Source organism: Paraclostridium sp. AKS73 (assembly GCF_025671395.1).
In the GTDB taxonomy this organism is placed as follows: domain Bacteria; phylum Bacillota; class Clostridia; order Peptostreptococcales; family Peptostreptococcaceae; genus Paraclostridium; species Paraclostridium benzoelyticum.
The window spans coordinates 1-19607 of record NZ_JAIXHU010000027.1 but is presented as its reverse complement, the minus strand read 5'-3'; the positions used below and the strand labels follow the sequence as shown (position 1 = coordinate 19607).

27 protein-coding genes and 3 pseudogenes are annotated in these 19607 nt (G+C 26.5%); 24 read left to right on the top strand and 6 right to left on the bottom strand.

Annotation, left to right across the window (positions count from 1 at the left end; genetic code table 11):
• Positions 1–20: 20 nt before the first annotated feature.
• A pseudogene (locus LEQ07_RS13885) lies at positions 21–517 on the top strand (diguanylate cyclase).
• A gap of 85 nt (positions 518–602) precedes the next feature.
• Complete coding sequence (locus LEQ07_RS13880) at positions 603–866, top strand: hypothetical protein (protein WP_046823817.1); 264 nt, start codon at positions 603–605, stop codon at positions 864–866.
• A gap of 212 nt (positions 867–1078) precedes the next feature.
• Here LEQ07_RS13880 and LEQ07_RS13875 read toward each other — a convergent pair whose 3' ends face one another.
• Positions 1079–1657, bottom strand: a complete 579-nt coding sequence (locus tag LEQ07_RS13875; RefSeq protein WP_046823816.1) for a beta-class carbonic anhydrase — start codon at positions 1655–1657, stop codon at positions 1079–1081.
• A gap of 211 nt (positions 1658–1868) precedes the next feature.
• Between LEQ07_RS13875 and LEQ07_RS13870 the strand changes: the two genes are divergently transcribed.
• From LEQ07_RS13870 to LEQ07_RS13860, 3 genes are all read left to right on the top strand, one after another.
• Complete coding sequence (locus LEQ07_RS13870) at positions 1869–2483, top strand: hypothetical protein (RefSeq protein WP_263331141.1); 615 nt, start codon at positions 1869–1871, stop codon at positions 2481–2483.
• A 215-nt stretch (positions 2484–2698) separates the two neighbouring features.
• On the top strand, positions 2699–2827 hold the full coding sequence (locus LEQ07_RS13865) for a hypothetical protein (RefSeq protein ID WP_263331140.1): 129 nt from the start codon (positions 2699–2701) through the stop codon (positions 2825–2827).
• A gap of 35 nt (positions 2828–2862) precedes the next feature.
• Entirely contained in the window at positions 2863–3768 is a 906-nt protein-coding gene (locus LEQ07_RS13860; RefSeq protein WP_263331139.1) for an FUSC family protein, read from the top strand.
• 315 nt (positions 3769–4083) lie between these two features.
• Here the strand turns inward: LEQ07_RS13860 and LEQ07_RS13855 are convergent, their stop codons facing one another.
• Complete coding sequence (locus LEQ07_RS13855) at positions 4084–4272, bottom strand: hypothetical protein (RefSeq protein WP_263331138.1); 189 nt, start codon at positions 4270–4272, stop codon at positions 4084–4086.
• A 142-nt stretch (positions 4273–4414) separates the two neighbouring features.
• Here LEQ07_RS13855 and msrA point away from each other — a divergent pair, with 142 nt between their 5' ends.
• The 9 genes and pseudogenes from msrA to LEQ07_RS13805 all read left to right on the top strand — a co-directional run bounded on the left by msrA (position 4415) and on the right by LEQ07_RS13805 (position 10211).
• A complete protein-coding gene (gene msrA / locus LEQ07_RS23095) occupies positions 4415–4933 on the top strand; it encodes a peptide-methionine (S)-S-oxide reductase MsrA (RefSeq protein ID WP_263331137.1) in 519 nt (172 codons plus the stop codon).
• Positions 4921–5370: a peptide-methionine (R)-S-oxide reductase MsrB gene (gene msrB / locus LEQ07_RS23090; RefSeq protein ID WP_442952426.1), complete on the top strand. Its 450-nt coding sequence runs from the start codon at positions 4921–4923 to the stop codon at positions 5368–5370. Before msrA ends, msrB begins: the two co-directional genes overlap by 13 nt.
• Positions 5371–5454: 84 nt before the next feature.
• A complete protein-coding gene (locus LEQ07_RS13840) occupies positions 5455–6120 on the top strand; it encodes a Bax inhibitor-1/YccA family protein (RefSeq protein ID WP_046823459.1) in 666 nt (221 codons plus the stop codon).
• Between the two features lie 32 nt (positions 6121–6152).
• Positions 6153–6629 carry a metallophosphoesterase family protein gene (locus LEQ07_RS13835; RefSeq protein ID WP_263331136.1) on the top strand — a complete coding sequence of 159 codons (477 nt, stop codon included), beginning with the start codon at positions 6153–6155 and terminating at the stop codon, positions 6627–6629.
• Positions 6630–6644: 15 nt separating this feature from the next.
• Positions 6645–6998, top strand: coding sequence for a hypothetical protein (locus LEQ07_RS13830; protein ID WP_263331135.1), 354 nt, complete (start codon positions 6645–6647; stop codon positions 6996–6998).
• 91 nt (positions 6999–7089) lie between these two features.
• The gene (locus tag LEQ07_RS13825) at positions 7090–8181 is read left to right on the top strand and encodes an ornithine cyclodeaminase family domain (protein WP_046823461.1); all 1092 of its coding nucleotides are present in this window, start codon (positions 7090–7092) and stop codon (positions 8179–8181) included.
• A gap of 254 nt (positions 8182–8435) precedes the next feature.
• Positions 8436–9286 (top strand): annotated as a pseudogene (locus tag LEQ07_RS23085) (DUF5685 family protein).
• Positions 9264–9710, top strand: a complete 447-nt coding sequence (locus LEQ07_RS13810) for a 'four-disulfide core' protein (protein WP_046823462.1) — start codon at positions 9264–9266, stop codon at positions 9708–9710. The pseudogene LEQ07_RS23085 and the gene LEQ07_RS13810 overlap by 23 nt, the downstream one beginning before the upstream one ends.
• 9 nt (positions 9711–9719) lie before the next feature.
• Positions 9720–10211, top strand: coding sequence for a hypothetical protein (locus tag LEQ07_RS13805; protein WP_046823463.1), 492 nt, complete (start codon positions 9720–9722; stop codon positions 10209–10211).
• 60 nt (positions 10212–10271) lie between these two features.
• Here LEQ07_RS13805 and LEQ07_RS13800 read toward each other — a convergent pair whose 3' ends face one another.
• Positions 10272–11036, bottom strand: a complete 765-nt coding sequence (locus LEQ07_RS13800) for a hypothetical protein (RefSeq protein WP_046823464.1) — start codon at positions 11034–11036, stop codon at positions 10272–10274.
• Between the two features lie 15 nt (positions 11037–11051).
• Positions 11052–11780 carry an HAD family hydrolase gene (locus tag LEQ07_RS13795; RefSeq protein WP_046823465.1) on the bottom strand — a complete coding sequence of 243 codons (729 nt, stop codon included), beginning with the start codon at positions 11778–11780 and terminating at the stop codon, positions 11052–11054.
• A 198-nt stretch (positions 11781–11978) separates the two neighbouring features.
• Here LEQ07_RS13795 and LEQ07_RS13790 point away from each other — a divergent pair, with 198 nt between their 5' ends.
• The 5 genes from LEQ07_RS13790 (at position 11979) to LEQ07_RS13770 (ending at position 13857) form a co-directional block, all read left to right on the top strand.
• Positions 11979–12584 carry a hypothetical protein gene (locus tag LEQ07_RS13790; RefSeq protein WP_263331132.1) on the top strand — a complete coding sequence of 202 codons (606 nt, stop codon included), beginning with the start codon at positions 11979–11981 and terminating at the stop codon, positions 12582–12584.
• Entirely contained in the window at positions 12527–12847 is a 321-nt protein-coding gene (locus LEQ07_RS13785; protein ID WP_263331131.1) for a hypothetical protein, read from the top strand. Before LEQ07_RS13790 ends, LEQ07_RS13785 begins: the two co-directional genes overlap by 58 nt.
• Positions 12848–12924: 77 nt before the next feature.
• Positions 12925–13059, top strand: a complete 135-nt coding sequence (locus LEQ07_RS13780; protein WP_263331130.1) for a hypothetical protein — start codon at positions 12925–12927, stop codon at positions 13057–13059.
• A gap of 143 nt (positions 13060–13202) precedes the next feature.
• A complete protein-coding gene (locus LEQ07_RS13775; protein ID WP_263331129.1) occupies positions 13203–13523 on the top strand; it encodes a YtxH domain-containing protein in 321 nt (106 codons plus the stop codon).
• Between the two features lies 1 nt (position 13524).
• On the top strand, positions 13525–13857 hold the full coding sequence (locus LEQ07_RS13770; protein ID WP_263331128.1) for an ANIS5 family metal-binding protein: 333 nt from the start codon (positions 13525–13527) through the stop codon (positions 13855–13857).
• Positions 13858–14006: 149 nt separating this feature from the next.
• On the opposite strand, the gene LEQ07_RS13765 is transcribed toward LEQ07_RS13770, so the two are convergent.
• Positions 14007–14510 (bottom strand): hypothetical protein, encoded by a 504-nt coding sequence (locus tag LEQ07_RS13765; protein ID WP_046823467.1) that lies wholly within the window; start codon positions 14508–14510, stop codon positions 14007–14009.
• 202 nt (positions 14511–14712) lie between these two features.
• Here LEQ07_RS13765 and LEQ07_RS13760 point away from each other — a divergent pair, with 202 nt between their 5' ends.
• From LEQ07_RS13760 to LEQ07_RS13735, 5 genes and pseudogenes are all read left to right on the top strand, one after another.
• On the top strand, positions 14713–15090 hold the full coding sequence (locus tag LEQ07_RS13760; protein WP_021428286.1) for an ArsR/SmtB family transcription factor: 378 nt from the start codon (positions 14713–14715) through the stop codon (positions 15088–15090).
• A gap of 29 nt (positions 15091–15119) precedes the next feature.
• Positions 15120–17485: pseudogene (locus LEQ07_RS13750) on the top strand (heavy metal translocating P-type ATPase).
• 111 nt (positions 17486–17596) lie between these two features.
• Complete coding sequence (locus tag LEQ07_RS13745) at positions 17597–17809, top strand: hypothetical protein (protein WP_263331125.1); 213 nt, start codon at positions 17597–17599, stop codon at positions 17807–17809.
• A gap of 56 nt (positions 17810–17865) precedes the next feature.
• Entirely contained in the window at positions 17866–18030 is a 165-nt protein-coding gene (locus LEQ07_RS13740) for a hypothetical protein (protein ID WP_263331124.1), read from the top strand.
• Positions 18030–18596 carry a hypothetical protein gene (locus LEQ07_RS13735; RefSeq protein WP_263331123.1) on the top strand — a complete coding sequence of 189 codons (567 nt, stop codon included), beginning with the start codon at positions 18030–18032 and terminating at the stop codon, positions 18594–18596. Before LEQ07_RS13740 ends, LEQ07_RS13735 begins: the two co-directional genes overlap by 1 nt.
• Positions 18597–18641: 45 nt before the next feature.
• Here LEQ07_RS13735 and trhA read toward each other — a convergent pair whose 3' ends face one another.
• Positions 18642–19289: a PAQR family membrane homeostasis protein TrhA gene (trhA, locus tag LEQ07_RS13730; protein ID WP_021428350.1), complete on the bottom strand. Its 648-nt coding sequence runs from the start codon at positions 19287–19289 to the stop codon at positions 18642–18644.
• Between the last annotated feature and the right edge of the window lie 318 nt (positions 19290–19607).

Sequence of the window (19607 nt, the reverse complement as noted above, 5' to 3'; positions counted from 1 at the left end):
TTATATTAGTGTATAAAAAGATGAAAAAATCTAAATATGAATCGATGAAAGACCCATTGTGTAATGTTTATAATAGACGATACTTAGAATTATATAAAAAAAATGTAAAAAGCAGAGACATTCCAATATCGATATTGATGATAGATGTAGATTATTTTAAGTTATACAATGATAACTATGGACATCAATGTGGGGATGAAGTTCTAAAATCTATATCAGAAGTTCTAAAAAGCAGTTGTAGAAAAAGCGATATGATATTTAGATATGGTGGAGAAGAATTTTGTATCGTTCTTAAAAATACTATAAAAAAAGAATCTATGTTTTTGCAGAAAGAATACTTAAAAATATTTCAGATAAAAAGATAAAGCATCAATATTCAAAAGCAAGTAATTATATTAGTCTAAGTATAGGCATTTCAACAATATATTCAAATAAAGATATAAGAAATGCTATAAATTTAGCAGATCAAGCATTGTATATATCGAAGGAAATGGTAGAGATAAATATACGCACATAGAAGATATATAATTAAAATAATAAAGTGATATTAATAGCTTTTAATAAATATAATTTATTAAAAGCTTTATTATATGGAGGTATATATGAGGATAGTTTCAAAGCCCGCAAAATCAAAAAGAGCAAGTATAAGCAATATACCTAATACTTTTGCATTTACATTTATTAGAAATTGGCTTTCGGATAAACAATATGAAAAAGAAAGAGAAGAGTATTTTATAGGAAATTTATCATCTCAAGAAGTGAGTTTAGCTATGAAGGAGATTAAGTGGCTTTCAAGAAATTTTAAAGATTTAGATATAATAAGTATTGAAGACAGTAGTGGAAACATAACTCAAGTAATACTTTAAAAAAAGAAGACACCTAAAAGATGTCTTCTTTTTTCTTATATAGAAAGTCATATATAAGATATTTTTAACAAACAAATAAAATAAAACAAAGTCAGGAGTATGATATTTTATATATCACACAATGTTCATGTATTAAAAATATAATGAACACTTTTATTATATTCCTAATGTTAAAATTTGTAAATGGTAAAAAATCTAATGATTTTATGTAGTTATTTGTTTTTATAACCGTCTACAATTATAGATATTTCACCTGTACTAGGAGACATAACTAAGCCATGAACTATCATGTCTTTTGGTGTTAAAGGATGCTTTTTAACCATCTTAACGCTATCTATTATAGAATCCTCTACAGACTCGAATCCGTGAAGCCATTTTTTCACCTCAATTCCTGAGTTAGAAAGAGTATTTATTGTTTCAATTGATACACCTTTATTTATAATTTTATTTATAAGATTTTCTGTGTTTAGGTTACACATGCCACATCCCTCATGCCCTACTATGAGAACTTCATCGACTTCAAATTCGTAAATAGCAACTATGATACTTCTCATTATACTTCCGAAAGGATGTAAAACAGTAGCACCTGCATTTTTTATTATTTTAGCATCTCCATTTTTTAAGTTCATAGCCTTTGGAAGTAAATCTGTAAGCCTTGTGTCCATACAAGATAATATAACTATTTTCTTATCAGGATCTTTAGATGTCTCATATTTTTCATACTCTTTATTTTGAATAAAAGCTCTGTTAAAATCTAATATTTTATCTAATTTTCTATTTTCTATACTCATATTCATATACTCCCTTATTAACTAGATTTATTTTTAATAATTTTATATCATATAAAATTGTTTTACAAGTAACAAAGTAATATATACTTATTATTGAGTAAATAATTTAGAATGATTATTAAGGACAATGGGTATAAATGAATATAAAATTAAAAATAAATAGAATAGGTAATATTATTATAAAAATTTAAAATATAGGATGGAATTTAAGATGAAAAAACAATTAATGAATATAGCTGTACTTTTAATATCTATAATATCAATAATGTCCTTTTATATATTTGGGAAAGATAATATATTGATAGGTATTGGTTCAATTACTATAGCTATAACTATGCTTCGTGAAAATCATACAAATAATATACCTCGTACATTTTTAAAATTGAGTTTAGCACAAATAATTATAGGTTGTTGTGCTTATATTGCAAATTACAACTCAATTTATGCAGTAATTACTACATTTTTATTAAGCTTTTTAATTTATTATATTGGAAGTAGTGAAATAAAGGGGTCTAAAAGTAATGCTTTTATGATGCTCTATGTATTATTGATTTATGCACCTGTAACTTTAGAGCAAATGCCAAAGAGAATATTAGCATTAGTATTCTCAGCAGTTGTTATATTATTTCTATACTTTGTTTTTACTAGATATAATTTTAAGAAAATTACAGATAAAAAACTTAATGAAACAATACATTTAATAAAAACTCAATTAAATTTAATTAAAGAAAATGAATGTACAGAAAATGAAAATAAAAAAGTGAATATTTTATTAAAAAATTTAGAATTAGATTTATATGAATCTATAGAAAATCAAATAAAATAATAAAAATATATATAATACAAACAAATTATTGTTACTCTATTAAAGAAAATAAATACAGGTTTAAATTACATAGAAAGCAATAGTTATAGTGAAGATTTATTTATTAATTTAAATTATGTTTTGGAAGATATAAATTTATATATTTCAGGTAATTTAAACTTAGAGGAATTAAAAAAAAATTTTGTAGATATAATGAATCAATAGATATAAAAAATATGGAGGAAAATATAGATAAATACAATTATTATAGTTTAAGAATAGCTATTAAAGAACTATACAATTGTTTAGATGATGAACAAAAGATGAAAATTATAGTTGAAAAAACAAATATAAGAAAAAATTAAAAAATAATATTAATACAATAACCAATAATTTTAGTATGGATTCTTTAAGATTTAACTTAGCTATAAAAGCTTCAATATTAATATCTATAGCAGTTTTTATAGTAGATTATTTTAATATCTATGAAGGGAAATGGGTAGTATATACACTCGCAGTTGTATTGCTTCCATACGCAGAAGAAAGTACAAAAAAATCTATAGACAGAGCAATAGGAACTATTTTAGGAGCTATAGCACTTGGAATAATATATAAACTAATTAATGGAAATTTAAAATTAATGATATTTATATTTATGATATCACTATATTTAAACATATCTATTAGAAAATATAATATAAGATGTATATTTATAACTATGACAGCTATAACAGCAGTTAAGTTGATCTATCCAAATACAACAATTTTTACTCTATTAGAATACAGAGTAATATTAATATTGTTTGCATCTATGTCTACTGTAGTTATAACAAATTTAGTATTTCCGTATAAAATTAATAATGATATGAAAAGTACAATAAATAGTTATATAAATTTTAATAAAGAAATATGTAACTTTATATCTTCAGAAGGCATAGGTGATATAGAAATTGAAAAAGCAATTGTTAAAAATAATTATTACTGGATGAGACTTAACTTTATAAATAATAAGCTAAAAGAAGAAAATATCGAGGGAATTTTAAAAAAACAAAATGACTTTTTTACAAATATAAGTTTCTCTATACTTTTAAGTGGAGGAATAGAAAGTGAAGTTAAATTAGTAAATAAACTATATAAAGAACTGAAAGAAACTACATATAAAGATCAGAGTTTATATGAATTTTATAAAGTATTTTTTAATTCAAGAAAAAGCGATTTAGAAAAAGCAATAATGATAAGTTTATATAGGATATACCTAGATATGAAAGAAATTAGTTCTTTAAGAGATTCAGTTATTAAAGAATAAAAACTGTAAATTCATATATCCCCAAAATAGATAGAGATTATATCTATCTATTTTTTTTGCTATAAATTCTCATTTGCATTTTTAAAGTTTTTTGCTCATTTTTTTTAATAATCGTAAAAATTCTTCTTTTTCTTCCTTAGTGAAATCTTTATATGCAGTTTCTTTTACTTGAGAAGAAATTAAATCAAAACGGTCTTTTATAGTTAATGCCTTTTCCGTTAAGCTTATATAAGTTACTCTTTTATCTATTAAACATTTATCTTTTTTACATATCCTAAAATGATTAATTTATTTACTAATGATGTAACTGTAGATTTATCTTTTCCTATTTTTTGAAATTTCTTTCATTGTTAGCTGTCCATTACTTTCATAAAGGGCAGTTAATATATTTCCGTGAGTAGGGATCAGGTCATTTAAATTATTAAGTTTCAAATTTTTATCTATAAATTTAATCATATTATCTTTAGTACGACTTATGAAATATATGATGTACTTATCTTTCAAAATCTCACCTCCAAAATTAAGTTGAGTTTATATTTATTTATTTATTATAATACAAAATTTAGTAGGTATACAAACGTATAAGCGATTATGATTTGTAAAAACAGGGAATATATATATAAATAAATAAGTTGGAGGTAGTAACATGAAAAAATTAGCGACTTTTGCAGGTGGATGTTTTTGGTGTATGTTTAAACCTTTTAGTAAATATGAAGGAATTGAAAAAATTGTAGCTGGGTACACAGGGGGATATACAAAAAATCCTACATATGAAGAAGTATGTTTAGAAAATACAGGGCATTTAGAAGCAATACAGTTAACATATGATGATGAATTAGTTAAATATGATGAATTATTAAAAATATATTGGAGACAAATAGATCCCACTGATGGTGGAGGACAATTTAATGATAGAGGAAATAGATATAAAACTGCAATTTTTTATCACGATGATAAGCAAAAAGAAGAAGCTATAAAATCAAAACAAGAATTACAAGAAAGTGAGATTTTTAAAGAAGAAATAGCGACTAAGATACTTCCTGCAGAAACTTTTTATACAGCAGAAGAATATCACCAGGATTATTATAAAAAAAATCCAATACATTATGAAATGTATTTTAAGGGATCAGGAAGATATAATTTTATAAAAAAATTTCTGGGATAAAAACAATAAAAAAAAGAGAAGAACTAAAAAATAAATTAACGCCTATTCAGTTTGAGGTAACTCAAAATGATCAGACAGAACCTCCATTTGATAATGAATATTGGAACAATAAAGAAGAAGGTATATATGTAGATGTTGTCAGTGGAGAAGTATTATTTACATCAAAAGAAAAGTTTGATTCAGGCTGTGGTTGGCCAAGTTTTACAAAGCCAGTAAAAGAGGACGTTATAATTGAAAAAAGGGACTTTTCTCATGGAATGGTTAGGACAGAAGTAAGAAGTGAAAAAGCAAACTCTCATTTAGGGCATGTTTTTGATGATGGACCAAAAGAACATGGAGGACTTAGATATTGTATAAACTCGGCATCTCTTAAATTTATACCTAAAAGTAAAATGAAAGAAATGGGGTATTATGATTATATAAAGCTTATTGAGTAAACTATTTGTAACTATAATTTAACCAAATAATGTATAGTGTGAGGTTATAATTATATTATAATTTTAAATAGGAAGTGAAAAGAAATGAATAAAGTAATTCAAAATCCGATAGCGGATGTGTTTAAATATTTAGCTATATCAATACTATTCTGTTTTTTAGGATATGGATTTGGAGTAGCATTTGTACCAGAAAGTGTAGCTATGATTGCGAATATTATTGTTGTAGTGATGGTAGTGGCACTTTTAATACTGTGTTTAGTTTCTAGAAAAGGAATTATACCTGATAGATTTAGCATGAACTGGGTATATTTATTTACTTTTATAGATGGAATAATCTTATACCCTATAATTCAAATGTATGTGGGTAGCTTAGGTAAAGAAATTGTAATAAGTGTTTTATTTATTACAGCTTTAATATTTCTTGTATTATCAACAATAGCAAGAAGAGAAAAAAGTGATAAATATCTGAAATTAGGAAATACATTATTTGTAGGATTAATAATTTTAATTCCATTCACAATAATAGCTTCATTTGTAGGATTTGGAGCATTCAATATAACTGTTACTGTATTTAGTATAATTATATTTAGTGGATACATACTATATGATGTAAGTTTAGTGAAATATGCAATAGAAAGTGGAAATATTAATGATAGTAAAGATTTATCTATACATGTTTTAAACTTATACTTAGACTTTATAAATATATTTTTAGATATATTAAATTTATTTTATGATTTTAAAGAATAATAAATACCCCCTAATTTTTAGGGGGTATAGTTTTGCAGAAAGAAGGTGTTAATGTGAAGATAGGATTAATATCTGATACGCATAGTATGATAAGAAAAGAAGTTTTAAATCACTTTGAAGGGTGTGATTTAATTATACATGCAGGTGATATTGGGAGTATGGAAGTTATAGAGGAACTAAGAAAAATTTCTGATGTTAAATTTATAAAAGGGAATTGTGATAAAAAAGCTGAATTTGAAAGTATTCGAGAAGATATTTTGATACAATTTGATAGTATCAAAATATATGTAGTACATGATATAAAGACTATTGAGAAGGATTTAAATAAAATTGGAGTAGATATAGTTATATATGGTCATTCTCACAAAAGTGAAAATTATATAAAAGATAAAATATTGTATATAAATCCAGGATCAGCGGGACCTAAGAGATTTAAATTACCTACTACAATTGCGACACTTAACCTAATAAAAGATAAAGAAACTGAAATAAATTTAATAGAGTTATAAAGGAGTATATTAAATATGGAAAAATATAATGTATTTATAGATAAAATTATAGAGAATTCGCCAGATTTTTTAACCATTGAGGAAGACAATGAAATTTATTTATCATTTGATTACTTTGTAAATAATTTAAGTGATAAAGCCATGCCATGGCTATTTAAGGTTTATTTAGATAAAAAATTTAATATAATAGTTGAAGATAAAATAAGCAAATATGCAGTAGAAAAATATAGCAAATACAATTTGAAAATTAAAGATGTAAATGGGAATATATTTTTAAACTCAGATTTAATGATTATCATTTTAAATGAATTAAATGAAGCAAATCAATTAGAATACAATGAAACTGGAAGAACGTTTTCGCTAAAGTAGGTGTTATTTCACCAAATTAAAGAATTTTAGTGTTATAATTATATCGAAGGGAAGTTTTTAAGCATAAAAATTTATTATGGAGGGTTTTAAGATGTCTTTTAAATTAAGGGAATATAGAGAACCAGATTTTACACAAGATGTATTTGTTAATGCTCCTGATGCAAGCTATGGAGTTGTAGAAAAAGATGGTGTAGCACCAGAAAATTATCATGCTATGTCCATTTACCCAGAATATTTTAAAGTAAATGGGAAATGGGTATTAGCTGAAGAAACTAGAATGGACTGCGTACCTATAATAACTAATGATGATAAAATAGATGTAGTAGAGTTTAGAAGACTTAAAGTTGGGGACAAAGTTATAGTAGGAAGAACAGAAGATGCAAAAGATGGAATTTACTTATATCCTAATGGTTTCCAAACAGAAGAAGAAGCTCAGGGAGATGTTTTTGCGTTTAGATCAGGAAGATCAAGAGAAACTTCTTACACTAAAGATTATGAAAATTTATATGAATTATTAAAATATGAAAAAGAACATGGATACATAGTATGGGTTCTAGGGCCTGCAGCTGTATTTGCTAAAGGAGCTAGAGATTCTATGGCATCATTAATAGATAATGGTTATGTAAATGCATTTTTAGGTGGAAATGCAGTTGCAACTCATGACTTAGAGGCAGGAGTATTTGGAACTGCACTAGGGCAACATGTATACACACAAGAATCTATACAAAATGGACACTATCATCATCTAGATTTATTAAATAAAGCTAGAGGAGCAGGATCTATAGAGAAATTAATAGAAAATGAAAATATACAAGATGGAATAATCCATGCCTGTGTTAAAAATAATGTACCTATAGTTCTTGGAGGATCTATAAGAGATGATGGACCATTACCGATAGTTTATGGGGACGTTTATCAAGCACAAGATGCTATGAGAAGTCATGTAAAAAAAGCTACAACAGTAATTTGCTTAGCTACTCAACTTCATACTATAGCTGTAGGAAATATGACTCCTTCTTATAGGGTTGTAGATGGAAAAGTAAGACCTGTTCATTTCTACACTATAGATATATCTGAATTTGCAGTTAACAAGTTAAGAGATAGAGGTAGCTTAGAAGTTATAACTATGGTTACAAATGTACAAGATTTATTAGAAAAATTAGCTAAAAACTTAGTTGAATAATACTTGAAAATAAATAAATTTGTATTTAAAGAAGCTATAAGAATTATATAATTCTTATAGCTTTTTATTTTTAATATAACTAATATTATATAGTATAAAGCGCATTTATTTGTATATGATTGAAAGATGTGATAAAAAATAGAGATATATGATTAAATTTATATAAATTGATATAATATAGAAAAATGTATATTATATAAATAAAAAGATATTATATTATAGAATTTAAATTCGTAGATATAGGAAGGATAATAATGTTTGGATATGTTAGAATAAATAAGATGGATTTAACATTTAGAGAGTTTGACACATATAAGGGATATTATTGTGGTTTGTGCAAGTATTTAAAGGAAAATCATGGAGAGATATCTAGACTGTCTCTAAATTATGATATAACTTTTTTAATCTTACTTTTAACTTCTGTTTATAGGCCTAAAGCTAATATAACTAAAGAGGTGTGTATAGCTAATCCTATAAATAAAAAAATGAGAATAGTTAATGAGATAACAGAATACGCTGCTAGCATGAATGTACTTTTAACTTACTATAAGTTAGAAGATAATTTAAATGATGATAAAGGAATCAAAGATATATTAGCTTACAATATATACAAAGGAAAGCTAAAAAAAGCTTATGATAAATATCCTGAAAAAGCAGACTATATAAAAAACAATTGGAAAATCTAAAAAAGCTAGAAGATGAAAAAAGTACCAACATAGATGCAGTTTCTAATACATTTGGAAATCTTATGGGAGAAATTTTTTCTTATAAGGACGATAAATATAGAGATGATTTAAGAAATATTGGATTTAATATAGGTAAATATATATATACATTAGATGCATATGAGGATTTAGATAAAGACATAAAAAAAGGAAGATATAATCCTTTTATTGAATACATAGATAAAAAAGAAGAACTAAAACAAAAGGTGGATAAACTTATATCTATAAGCTTAGGATATTTAGCACAGTCTATAGATAATCTACATATAAAAGCTAATATAAACATTATAGAGAATATAGTTTATTCAGGTGTTTATCTTAGATATAAAAATATTTTAAATAAAGGGTGTGAAGTTAATGTACAACAATCCTACTTATAATGAAAAGTTCAACTTGGCAAAAGAATTTATAAGCAATAAAGAATTTCAAAAGGGATATGACATATTAATATCTATAGTTGATAAAAGTAGTGCTAGCTGGAATTATCTTATAGGAATAGCATCTTTAAATTTAGGTTATTACGAGCAAGGAGAATCATACTTAAAAAAAGCTATAAGCATTGAACCCGAAAATAAAGTTTATGAAGATGCAATTACAAGATATAACAATAACTATGACAACTATAATAGGAGAGCTCATAATTACAATAGAAGAAGACATAATAGCTTAGATGGATGCTGTTGTTGTTGCTGTTGTGATGATTGTTGCTGCTGCGGAGACGACTTCTGTGAAGTTTGTACGAAATTATGGTGCCTAGATAGTATATGCGAATGCTTTGGTGGTGACTTTATAGAATGTTGTTAGGATATGTATATGAGTAAAAGAATAGCATATACTGGAATTTTACTGTCTTTAAACATAATTTTATTAATTTTATCAAATATAATTCCCATTAATACTTTGTTTTTTATGGGGGCAGCTTCTTTTATAGTTTCTATAGTAATAATAGAGTATGGAGGAAAATATGGAGCAATATTTTCTATAGCATCGATTTTATTGAGTTTCTTTATTATACAAAATAAAGCCCAGTGGATTTTTTATGTATTTACATTTGGAATTTATGGGATAGTAAAATATTTGATAGAAAAAAATCAAAGGGTATATATAGAGCTAGTTTTAAAAATAGCTTTTGCTAATCTAATTGCAGTGTTGCTGTATATAATTCTCAAAGCGTTTATATTCATACCGATGAACTTATTTACTGTAATTGGATTTGAAATAGGTTTTATTGTATATGACTATGTATATACTCTATTTATTGAATACTATGATGTTAAGATTAAGAAAATAATTAAATTTAAATAAAAAATCCCACTCTTTAACATTTAAAGAGTGGGATTTTAAAATTTCCTGGGAAATTTTAAATTAAATTAGATTAAAATGTCTTAACTGTATATCTTCTAAAGGTTTTCTACAAGATTTGCAACAAAATGTAGAATTGATATCCTCAAAAACACCAGTTGATGTATTAAAGTTTGAATTTACTTCTTTTAAAATTCCTATTGTAGGTATGTGAGATCCACATGTACCACAGTTTTCTACTGTTGTTAAAGTTTCTAATTGTTTAGGGGTAATATCATTTATTTGATTATTACAGTTAATACAAGTTACGTAATCTAATTCTTCTGGGTTTGACCTAACGATTTTTCTATCGTATGTTGAATATGTGCAATTAGAAGAAATTAGAACTTTGTATCCTGTCTCATATATATTAGAATTACAATGAGGGCAGTTATACGAAACAGTTAACTTTACATTTTCGTGTAAAGATTTAGACTCATTTACTGAATCTACTATATCAGATACTTCCTCATTAGATAGATAATCTAATACGTCTATTGAATTTTCAGAGCGAGCAATATCTATTAAATGGTTTTTAACACAATTAAATGATATATTTTTAGATTTAGAATTTAAATTAAAATTATTTATCTCCACAGCAAATTTTATAATTGAAACATAATTATATTTAGCTGCGAAAAATAAAGACATTTCATCAAAGTCTTTATCTGTTGATTTTTCTAAAAAATCTAACCATAAATCAGGATTATCTAAGTATAGTGTTTTACTTAAATGTTCTATATCATCTTCTAATCTTTTCATAAAATCTCTATCATTTGTTAAAGTCATTAATACCTCCTAAAATTATATATCTAGAACATCGACAGATGCAGGTAGTTGGTAAACTAAATCTTTTCTCTCTATTATTATTTTAGATATATCCTTTATATTTTCATCATTACTTATTTGGTGAAGAAGTTCTTTAGTAGGGTTTATAGCAACAGGATTACCTACTCTTCTAAGCATATTGATATCTCCATTTGTATCTCCATATGCATAGGATTTAGATAAATCAATATCATACTTTTCAACAAAGTCATTAATAGCTACATTTTTACTAGCTGAGTCCCACATAGGAATCACTTCTCCATTAAATTTACCGTCTTCAAAGACATAAGTACTACCTATAAAATCAGTAGCATTATATTTAGTTGCCATTTTAGAAACTAAGAAATCGGGACTTCCAGAAATGAATATTACAATGTGACCTTGGTCTAAATGCCATTTTATTTGAGAACGAGTATATTTATAAACTCTATCAGATTTTAACTTTATAACTTGATTACTAGTAAAATGTATAGAACACAAGTCTAAACCTTTTAGAGATTCAACATATATATCGCAAACCTCAAATAAATAATCATCATAGTTCCCCTGTCTCTTGTCCCAGTTAACAAATGTATCTCTAGCATTAGTTAACCATACCTTTTCATCTACGATTTCATATCGTATTAGTTTCTTGAAGTGCTCAACCATTAGAGAATCTCTATACAGAGTCCCATCTATATCAAAGAAAGCTGCAGTTTTTTTCATATATATCACCTCAATTAATGCGATTTTTCTTTTATCTATTATATTATAAATTTAGCATATAGTTGTAAAAATATAAGAAATAATTTAAAATTAATTTTTAAATGGGTATATTGTTATTATATGAACTGAATATATCGATAGGGTTTATTATAGATTTATATTTAAAATAAACAAGTTCAAGGAAGGATGTTTGATAAAATGGATTTCATTTTTGCAAAGGTTACGAATTCAAGACTTATGGGAAGTATGGGACTTATAATTGGATGGGAAGATAATGATGACATTGTGTATCAGTATTTTTTAATAGATGCAGAAGGGTTAGGAATAGCGGACTATGTAAGTTTGAGAAACGCTTCGTATGAAGAATTAAATAGAGAGCAAGAGCGATTAATGGGAGGATTAGGATCTGATAGAATTCAACTTACAGAAGAAGAAGCTCTTAGTTTAGTCAATTACTATGGTAAAAAAACATATTATTGGGAAAAAGAATTACCTGGTAATACTGAGGAATATATAGACTTCATAGATAAATATGAGTCGAAAATTAATATATTTGATTTGTATCCAAAAATATGTAAAAAGGTTGATAATGATATAGAATTTATTAATTACATGACTATGAGATTTATTGCATGGGATAAAGATAGTTTAAAATACTTTTCTAATAATGAAAAAATTTCAGAGATGCATATAACAAATATTAACGGGGCTCTTTTAAAGAACAAAGTTACTAAAAAAGAGATGGTATGTATTTATGTGATGTTTTATATGAGGATAGTGATGGATATTACACTTGCAAGTTAGCTTTTCATATAAGTTATAAAAATGATGAATATAAAATAGATTCTTTAATGTTTACAGATAAAGCTGATATTTATGACTTTGAAGTATTTGATGAAATATCAAAGCAAGAATATATAGCTATTTATGATTTGAAAGATAAAACAGAGTTCTTAGATAAGTTTTATAAATTAAATCCATTTGTATTAAAAAGTGAACTTGATTTAGGTATGTTATTTACAAGATTTAACTTTGATAATAATCATGTAAAAAAGAAACATATGTAATAAATAATGATTTAAGTGCATTATATTACCAAATAAACGATAAATTTTTTGTTGCAACATATAATGAAAAGGATAGATTGTATATAAATAAGTTAATACAATGTAACTTTAAAAATTATGTAACATTAGAAGAAGAACTGTTCTTTGAACAAAATGTTCTATATGATTTTGTTGAGTCTGAATCTGAAGATTTTTATAATTTCTTAGAATAATTTGGCAAAAATTGACAAAAAAGGTTATAAATCTTATAATTTGGGTATAAAGTGATTATTAAAAATTATAGGAGGGGTTAAGATGAGTTTAGCAAAAATAGAACAAAAGAAAAGCAAAAAAGTAGCAGAAAGAAATAAAAAAAATGAAAATAGCTACAGTAGGGGTAGCTGCAGGAGTTACCGCTGGAGCATTAGGTGGAATATTATTAGCTCCTAAATCAGGGAAGGAAACTAGATCAGATTTAAAAGATAAATCGCAGAAAGTTGCGAGCACTGTAAATGAAAAATCACAGCAAGCAAAAGTTAGAGTAAATGAAAAGTTAAATACAGGAAAGGAAAATTTCCAAGAATCTAAAAATAAAATAAAAGATTATTTACAAAATAAGAAAAATTTAAATGAAAATGAAGAGTTAGTAAACGAAGAAGTTATTAAGCTAGAACAAAGCGAAACTCAAGGAGCTTAATATGTATATAGATATAAATGCAATATATTTTGTATTAGCTATATTAGGATGTATAGCAATTTTATACCTGATATTTACATTAAAGAATTTAAATGAATTTATAAAAAATATAATGAATTTAATTTCTTCTAATTCTCAAAACATAACTACTACAATCAATAGATTACCGGAAGTAGCAGATAATTTTAGTGAGATAAGTGATAATTTAAAAGATGTTACAGAAGTTATAACAGATACAACTGCGGACTTTATAGTAGCGAAAGAAAGTGTAAAATCTAACGTTGAAATTGCGACAGATATATTAAAGATTGTAAAAGGTGTTGTTAGTAAATAGAATAAACATAAAAAAAGCCCTAGTAAACTCTAGGGCTTTTTTCTTGTATTTATAATATTGGGGGAATATTATGAGGAATACATTAATAGTATTAGCTCAATCTTTAAACTTTATACATAAAATTTAAAGAAATTTCCCTTATTATAAATTTACATTTCCTCTTCATCAAATTCTTCTATGTTTATATTAGGCATACCAGGCATACCAGGCATACAACCCATCATAGGCATCATCATAGGCATACCAGGCATTTGTTGTTTTGAAGGATCTGGATAGCCTGCTCCCATAGAATCTTGCATTAAGTTGTCTATACCAGGATTAGGCATAGGATTCATGCTAGGCATACAACCCATCATTTGCATCATCTGCATCATTTGCATGTACATTTGCATAAGCATATTAGGATCTATACCACCACTCATCATAGGATTCATCATATAAGGGTTCATATACATCATAGGATTACTTTGATAAGGATTTTGTAACTGATCAGCTTGATTATCAGTACTAGGTTGTTTTTTAGTATTTTGACAATTAGGTTGATTCATCATGTAAGGGTTCATATATATCATAGGATTAACATAAGGCATAGGATATATATATTTATTATCCATGTCAGAAAACATAGGGTTCATATAACCATCGAAATTCATAAGTTAATAACCTCCTAAATAAAAGACTTTCGAATCTTACTTCTGAAAACACTTTATTATATATATATAATAAAAAACTATATTATGTGCATTAAAAAATAAATTTATATAATTGTTGCAAAAAAATAAGTAGAGTTCTATAATATTATATATGAACAATTATTCATATATTTGTATATATAATATTGAGGAGGAAATATAAATGAAATATGACATAGAAGAAATTAAAGACTGTTCTTGTGAAGAGATACATGAAGAACTAATATGTAAAGCTAAGGATCATATGCCTCAAGAAGAAACTTTATATGATTTAGCAGAACTTTTTAAAGTATTTGGAGATACAACAAGAATAAAAATTTTATACGCTTTATTTTCAAGTGAAATGTGCGTATGTGATATAGCAGATTTATTAGGAATGACACATTCTGCGATATCACATCAATTAAGAGTTTTAAAACAAGCAAGACTAGTTAAATTTAGAAAAGAAGGTAAGGTAGTTTACTATTCTCTGGATGATAATCATATAAGTCAGATCTTTAACTGCGGATTATCTCATATTCAAGAGACTTATAATAAATAAATCAATCAATTAAAAAGGAAGGGGATATTATGAGTATAAGTGCTATCATAAAAAGAGAAATAGTACTAGACGGTTTAAATTGTGCGCATTGCGCAGAAGTTATAAATGAAAAAGTAAATAAATTACAAGAAGTAGATTCAGCCAATTTAAACTTTATAAACAAAGTGCTAACAGTAAATATAGATTCTGACTTTGATCAAGAGGAAGTAATAAACAAAATAATAAAAATAATAGATGATACAGAGCCAGGTTTAAATATAAAGGTGAAAGAAAAAAGACTAAGGATAAAAAGAAAGAATTAGTGTTAAATGGATTAAATTGTGCACATTGTGCAGAGGTAATCTGTGAAAAAGTGGATAAGTTAACGGAGGTAGAAAGTGCTAACCTTAACTTTATCAACAAGGTTTTAACAGTTAATTTAGTTTCTACATCAAATTCAAAGGAAACTATGGATAAGGTAATAGACATTATAAATACAACGGAACCAGGATTAGATATCCAATACAAAGAGAAGAAAGTTACTGCAAGTAAAAAAGAAGCCGTACCAGTAGAAAATGATAAAAAAGATTTAATTAAACTTGTAATTGGAATTTTAGTTTATATATTTGGAATATACGAAATTGCTACAGGTAAAGAGTCGAGTTTTAGCACTGTAGTTTTCGTAGTTGCATACTTAATAGTTGGTTCAGATGTACTATTAAAAGCTATTAAGAACATAGGAAAAGGACAAATTTTTGATGAAAACTTTTTAATGTCGATAGCTACATTAGGGGCATTAGCTATAGGAGAGTCAGCAGAAGCTGTAGGAGTTATGGTGTTTTATAAATTAGGAGAATTCTTACAAGCTAAAGCTGTTGGTAAATCTAGAAAGTCTATAGCTTCTCTTATGGAGATTAGACCAGATTATGCTAACCTAAAAATAGGTTCTGAAATAAAAGAGGTATCGCCTTACGATGTAGAAGTTGGAGATGTTATAATAGTTAAACCAGGTGAAAAAATACCTTTAGATGGTGTTATAGTTGACGGATTTAGTATGGTAGATACATCTGCATTAACTGGAGAATCTTTGCTTAGAGAGGTTGGTAAGGGAGAAGATGTTTTATCTGGGTTTATAAATAAAAATGCAGTTTTAACTATATCTGTTCAAAAAGAGTTTGAAGAGTCTACGGTTTCTAAAATTTTAGACTTAGTAGAAAATGCAAGTGCTAAAAAATCGAAAACAGAAAACTTTATAACTAGATTCTCTAAATATTATACGCCGATAGTTGTTATATCAGCTCTTTTAATTGCTATAGTTCCACCCGTTATTATACCGGGAGCATCATTTAACGATTGGTTCTATAGAGGGCTTATATTCTTGGTTGTCTCTTGCCCTTGTGCACTTGTTTTATCTATACCATTAAGTTTCTTCAGTGGAATTGGATACGCATCAAAACAAGGAATACTTATAAAAGGAAGCAGCTATTTAGAAGCTTTAAGAAATGTAGATACAGTTGTGTTTGATAAAACAGGAACTCTTACAAAAGGTGTATTTGATGTAACTTATATAAAACCTGCAGGGATAAGTGAAGATGAATTGCTAAAATATGCAGCTATTGCAGAAGTAAATTCAAATCATCCTATAGCAAAATCTATAGTCAAACATTATAAAGAAAATGTAGATTTAGATAAAGTAAATAACTATGAAGAAATAGCTGCACATGGGATTAAAGTAGATTATGAAGGAGAGCATATATTAGCTGGAAATGAAAAATTAATGTTAAGTGAAAATATATTCTTTTCAAAAGCTAAGGAAGTAGGTACAATTGTATATATAGCTGTTAATAAAAGATATAGAGGATATATAGTAATATCTGATACAGTTAAGGATGATTCTAAAGCTTGTATACAAGGACTTAAAAATATAGGAATTAAAGAAACTGTTATGTTAACAGGGGATAATCAGGCAGTAGCTAATGATATATCTGGAAAATTAGGCTTAGACAAGGTTTATTCGAATTTACTACCAACAGACAAAGTTGATAAGTTAGAAGAATTATATGATGGAAGACAAGAAACTGAAAAAATTGCATTTGTTGGAGATGGTATAAATGATGCTCCTGTTCTTGCTAGAGCAGATGTAGGTATTGCAATGGGAGGATTAGGATCTGATGCAGCAATTGAAGCTGCAGATGTTGTTCTTATGACAGATGAACCTAGCAATATTGTTAAAGCTATCAAAATTGCTAAGAAGACTAATAAAATAGTATGGCAAAATATTGTATTTGCTTTAGGTGTTAAAGTAATAGTGTTAATATTAGGAGCAGGTGGAGTAGCAACTATGTGGGAAGCTATATTTGCAGATGTAGGGGTTGCTTTAATAGCTGTACTAAATGCAATGAGAGTTATGAAATAAATTTAGATAAGAGTGAACAGGCATAAATTTATAAATTTATGCCTGTTGTTTTATTATCTTTAATATTTGGATAGGATAATAGAGAGTTTAAAAGGACTGGAGGGGTTAGCTATGGCAAGCAGGGATAATAATGAAATGACAAACGAAATTATTGAAATTTTAAAGGCGAAGTTAGTTAAGGATTATGAAAAGGGATTTACAAAAAGAGATGCACATCCAAAAGGGCTAGGGTTATTAAAAGGAACATTTATTGTAGATGATGATTTAAATAAAGATTTAGAAACAGAAGTTTTCAATCTGGAAAAAAATATAATTGCTTTATAAGATTTTCTAGTGGTGGAAATAAGGTTAAAAGTGATAAGAGTAAAGATATTAGAGGCATGGCTATTAAATTAATTGGAGTAAGTGGTGATAAATTAATAGATGATGAAAAAATGACTCAGGATTTTGTTATGCTTACTATACCAACTATGCCTATAGGAACATTACCTCTATTCAGAGATTCTATATATTATATGGTTAAAAAAAGAATCCAATTGCTCTGATGTATAGTTTATATAAATCAGATAAATTAAATATAATTAAAGACCTTATAGAAGGAAGATCAAACCAAACAAGTCCGCTAGATGTAAGCTATTTTAGTACGACTCCATATGCTTATAAAAATAAAATAGTTAAGTTTTGTGTGAAACCAAATTCGAAATATAAAAGTGAATTACCTAAAAGACTTACATACAACTATCTTTCAGAAAATATGCAAAAACATTTAATTGATAATGAAGCTAGTTTTGAATTTTATATCCAAATTCAAACGAATTCGAAGTCTATGCCTATAAATGATTCATCTATTGAATGGGATGAAGAAGAGTCACCTCTTATTAAAATTGGTAAAATAATAATTCCAAGACAATGGTTTATAACAGATACTAGAAGTGAAATGGGAGAAAAGTTATCTTTCTCGCCAGGGCATTGCAGTGTGGAACATAGACCATTAGGAGATATAAACTTAGCTCGTGTAAAAATATACAGAGAACTTAGTGAATTTAGACACAAAAGAAATTATAGAGAATGTATAGAACCAACGATAGAAGATTTTAAAAATTTAAAATGAAATTTAAAAATCCCTACTTACTAAAATGTAAGAAGGGATTTTTATTTATATTACATATTTGAATACACAATAAAAATGAGTTAGGCTCCCTAACATAACGAATATATGGAAAATATCATGGAAACCTAAATATTTAAAATCAAGACATTTAGGTTTAACTCCATATATTATTCCACCTATAGTGTAGAAAACTCCACCAAGAGCTAAATAAAAAACTCCTTGAGGTGATATTGCTTTAGATAAAGGTCCTATTATAAAAATAGATATCCATCCCATTCCTATATATATAGAAGTAGATAGCCATCTAGGGCAATTAAACCAAAGCATTTTAAATAAAACACCAGCAACAGCTATTCCAGATACTACACCGAAAAGAGTGAATCCTTTAGCTCCGTTTAAAGCAATTAAGCAAAATGGCGTATATGAACCTGCTATTAAAATGAAAATCATAGAGTGATCAAGCTTTCTTAAAAACTTAATTACTTTTTCAGATGAAACTACCAAATGGTATGTCGCAGATGCAGAGTATAAAAGCATCATACTTATACCGAATATTATAACCGCAGTTAGATTTACTATAGTAGGGCTAGTAATTGTTGTTTTTATAACTAATGCTAGTAATCCAACAAATGAAAGTATAGCTCCTGCTAAATGAGTAAAACCACTTACGGGTTCTCTAAGATACGTACCCAATATAATCCCTCCTTAATTAGAATGATACATTATTGTATTCATAATTATGTCCAATATATATCTGTTTAAAATATTTTAACATATTTATTCTGAATTTTATGTTAAATCTGCTGAATATTAAATAAAAAAATAAAAAAAATTTTAAAAAAGTGTTGACGTTGTTTTAAAATGGTGATAAAGTATTACTTGTCCTTAAGAAACGGACGAAACACAAAAGAGAAAATGAACTTTGAAAATTAAACAGTAGGTTAATTATATAAATTCTTTTTTAAAGAATTAAACACAAACAACCAAGCCAGATATTCAGATAATGATTAG

What these genes read in the sequence shown, in the direction of transcription:
- LEQ07_RS13880 (WP_046823817.1), top strand. Translation starts at nt 603, where the DNA reads ATGAGGATAGTTTCAAAGCCCGCAAAATCAAAAAGAGCAAGTATAAGC.
- LEQ07_RS13875 (WP_046823816.1), bottom strand. Translation starts at nt 1,657, where the DNA reads ATGAGTATAGAAAATAGAAAATTAGATAAAATATTAGATTTTAACAGA.
- LEQ07_RS13870 (WP_263331141.1), top strand. Translation starts at nt 1,869, where the DNA reads ATGAAAAAACAATTAATGAATATAGCTGTACTTTTAATATCTATAATA.
- LEQ07_RS13865 (WP_263331140.1), top strand. Translation starts at nt 2,699, where the DNA reads ATGGAGGAAAATATAGATAAATACAATTATTATAGTTTAAGAATAGCT.
- LEQ07_RS13860 (WP_263331139.1), top strand. Translation starts at nt 2,863, where the DNA reads ATGGATTCTTTAAGATTTAACTTAGCTATAAAAGCTTCAATATTAATA.
- msrA (WP_263331137.1), top strand. Translation starts at nt 4,415, where the DNA reads ATGAAAAAATTAGCGACTTTTGCAGGTGGATGTTTTTGGTGTATGTTT.
- LEQ07_RS13840 (WP_046823459.1), top strand. Translation starts at nt 5,455, where the DNA reads ATGAATAAAGTAATTCAAAATCCGATAGCGGATGTGTTTAAATATTTA.
- LEQ07_RS13830 (WP_263331135.1), top strand. Translation starts at nt 6,645, where the DNA reads ATGGAAAAATATAATGTATTTATAGATAAAATTATAGAGAATTCGCCA.
- LEQ07_RS13825 (WP_046823461.1), top strand. Translation starts at nt 7,090, where the DNA reads ATGTCTTTTAAATTAAGGGAATATAGAGAACCAGATTTTACACAAGAT.
- LEQ07_RS13810 (WP_046823462.1), top strand. Translation starts at nt 9,264, where the DNA reads ATGTACAACAATCCTACTTATAATGAAAAGTTCAACTTGGCAAAAGAA.
- LEQ07_RS13805 (WP_046823463.1), top strand. Translation starts at nt 9,720, where the DNA reads ATGAGTAAAAGAATAGCATATACTGGAATTTTACTGTCTTTAAACATA.
- LEQ07_RS13800 (WP_046823464.1), bottom strand. Translation starts at nt 11,036, where the DNA reads ATGACTTTAACAAATGATAGAGATTTTATGAAAAGATTAGAAGATGAT.
- LEQ07_RS13795 (WP_046823465.1), bottom strand. Translation starts at nt 11,780, where the DNA reads ATGAAAAAAACTGCAGCTTTCTTTGATATAGATGGGACTCTGTATAGA.
- LEQ07_RS13790 (WP_263331132.1), top strand. Translation starts at nt 11,979, where the DNA reads ATGGATTTCATTTTTGCAAAGGTTACGAATTCAAGACTTATGGGAAGT.
- LEQ07_RS13785 (WP_263331131.1), top strand. Translation starts at nt 12,527, where the DNA reads ATGTATTTATGTGATGTTTTATATGAGGATAGTGATGGATATTACACT.
- LEQ07_RS13775 (WP_263331129.1), top strand. Translation starts at nt 13,203, where the DNA reads ATGAAAATAGCTACAGTAGGGGTAGCTGCAGGAGTTACCGCTGGAGCA.
- LEQ07_RS13770 (WP_263331128.1), top strand. Translation starts at nt 13,525, where the DNA reads ATGTATATAGATATAAATGCAATATATTTTGTATTAGCTATATTAGGA.
- LEQ07_RS13765 (WP_046823467.1), bottom strand. Translation starts at nt 14,510, where the DNA reads ATGAATTTCGATGGTTATATGAACCCTATGTTTTCTGACATGGATAAT.
- LEQ07_RS13760 (WP_021428286.1), top strand. Translation starts at nt 14,713, where the DNA reads ATGAAATATGACATAGAAGAAATTAAAGACTGTTCTTGTGAAGAGATA.
- LEQ07_RS13745 (WP_263331125.1), top strand. Translation starts at nt 17,597, where the DNA reads ATGGCAAGCAGGGATAATAATGAAATGACAAACGAAATTATTGAAATT.
- LEQ07_RS13740 (WP_263331124.1), top strand. Translation starts at nt 17,866, where the DNA reads ATGGCTATTAAATTAATTGGAGTAAGTGGTGATAAATTAATAGATGAT.
- LEQ07_RS13735 (WP_263331123.1), top strand. Translation starts at nt 18,030, where the DNA reads ATGTATAGTTTATATAAATCAGATAAATTAAATATAATTAAAGACCTT.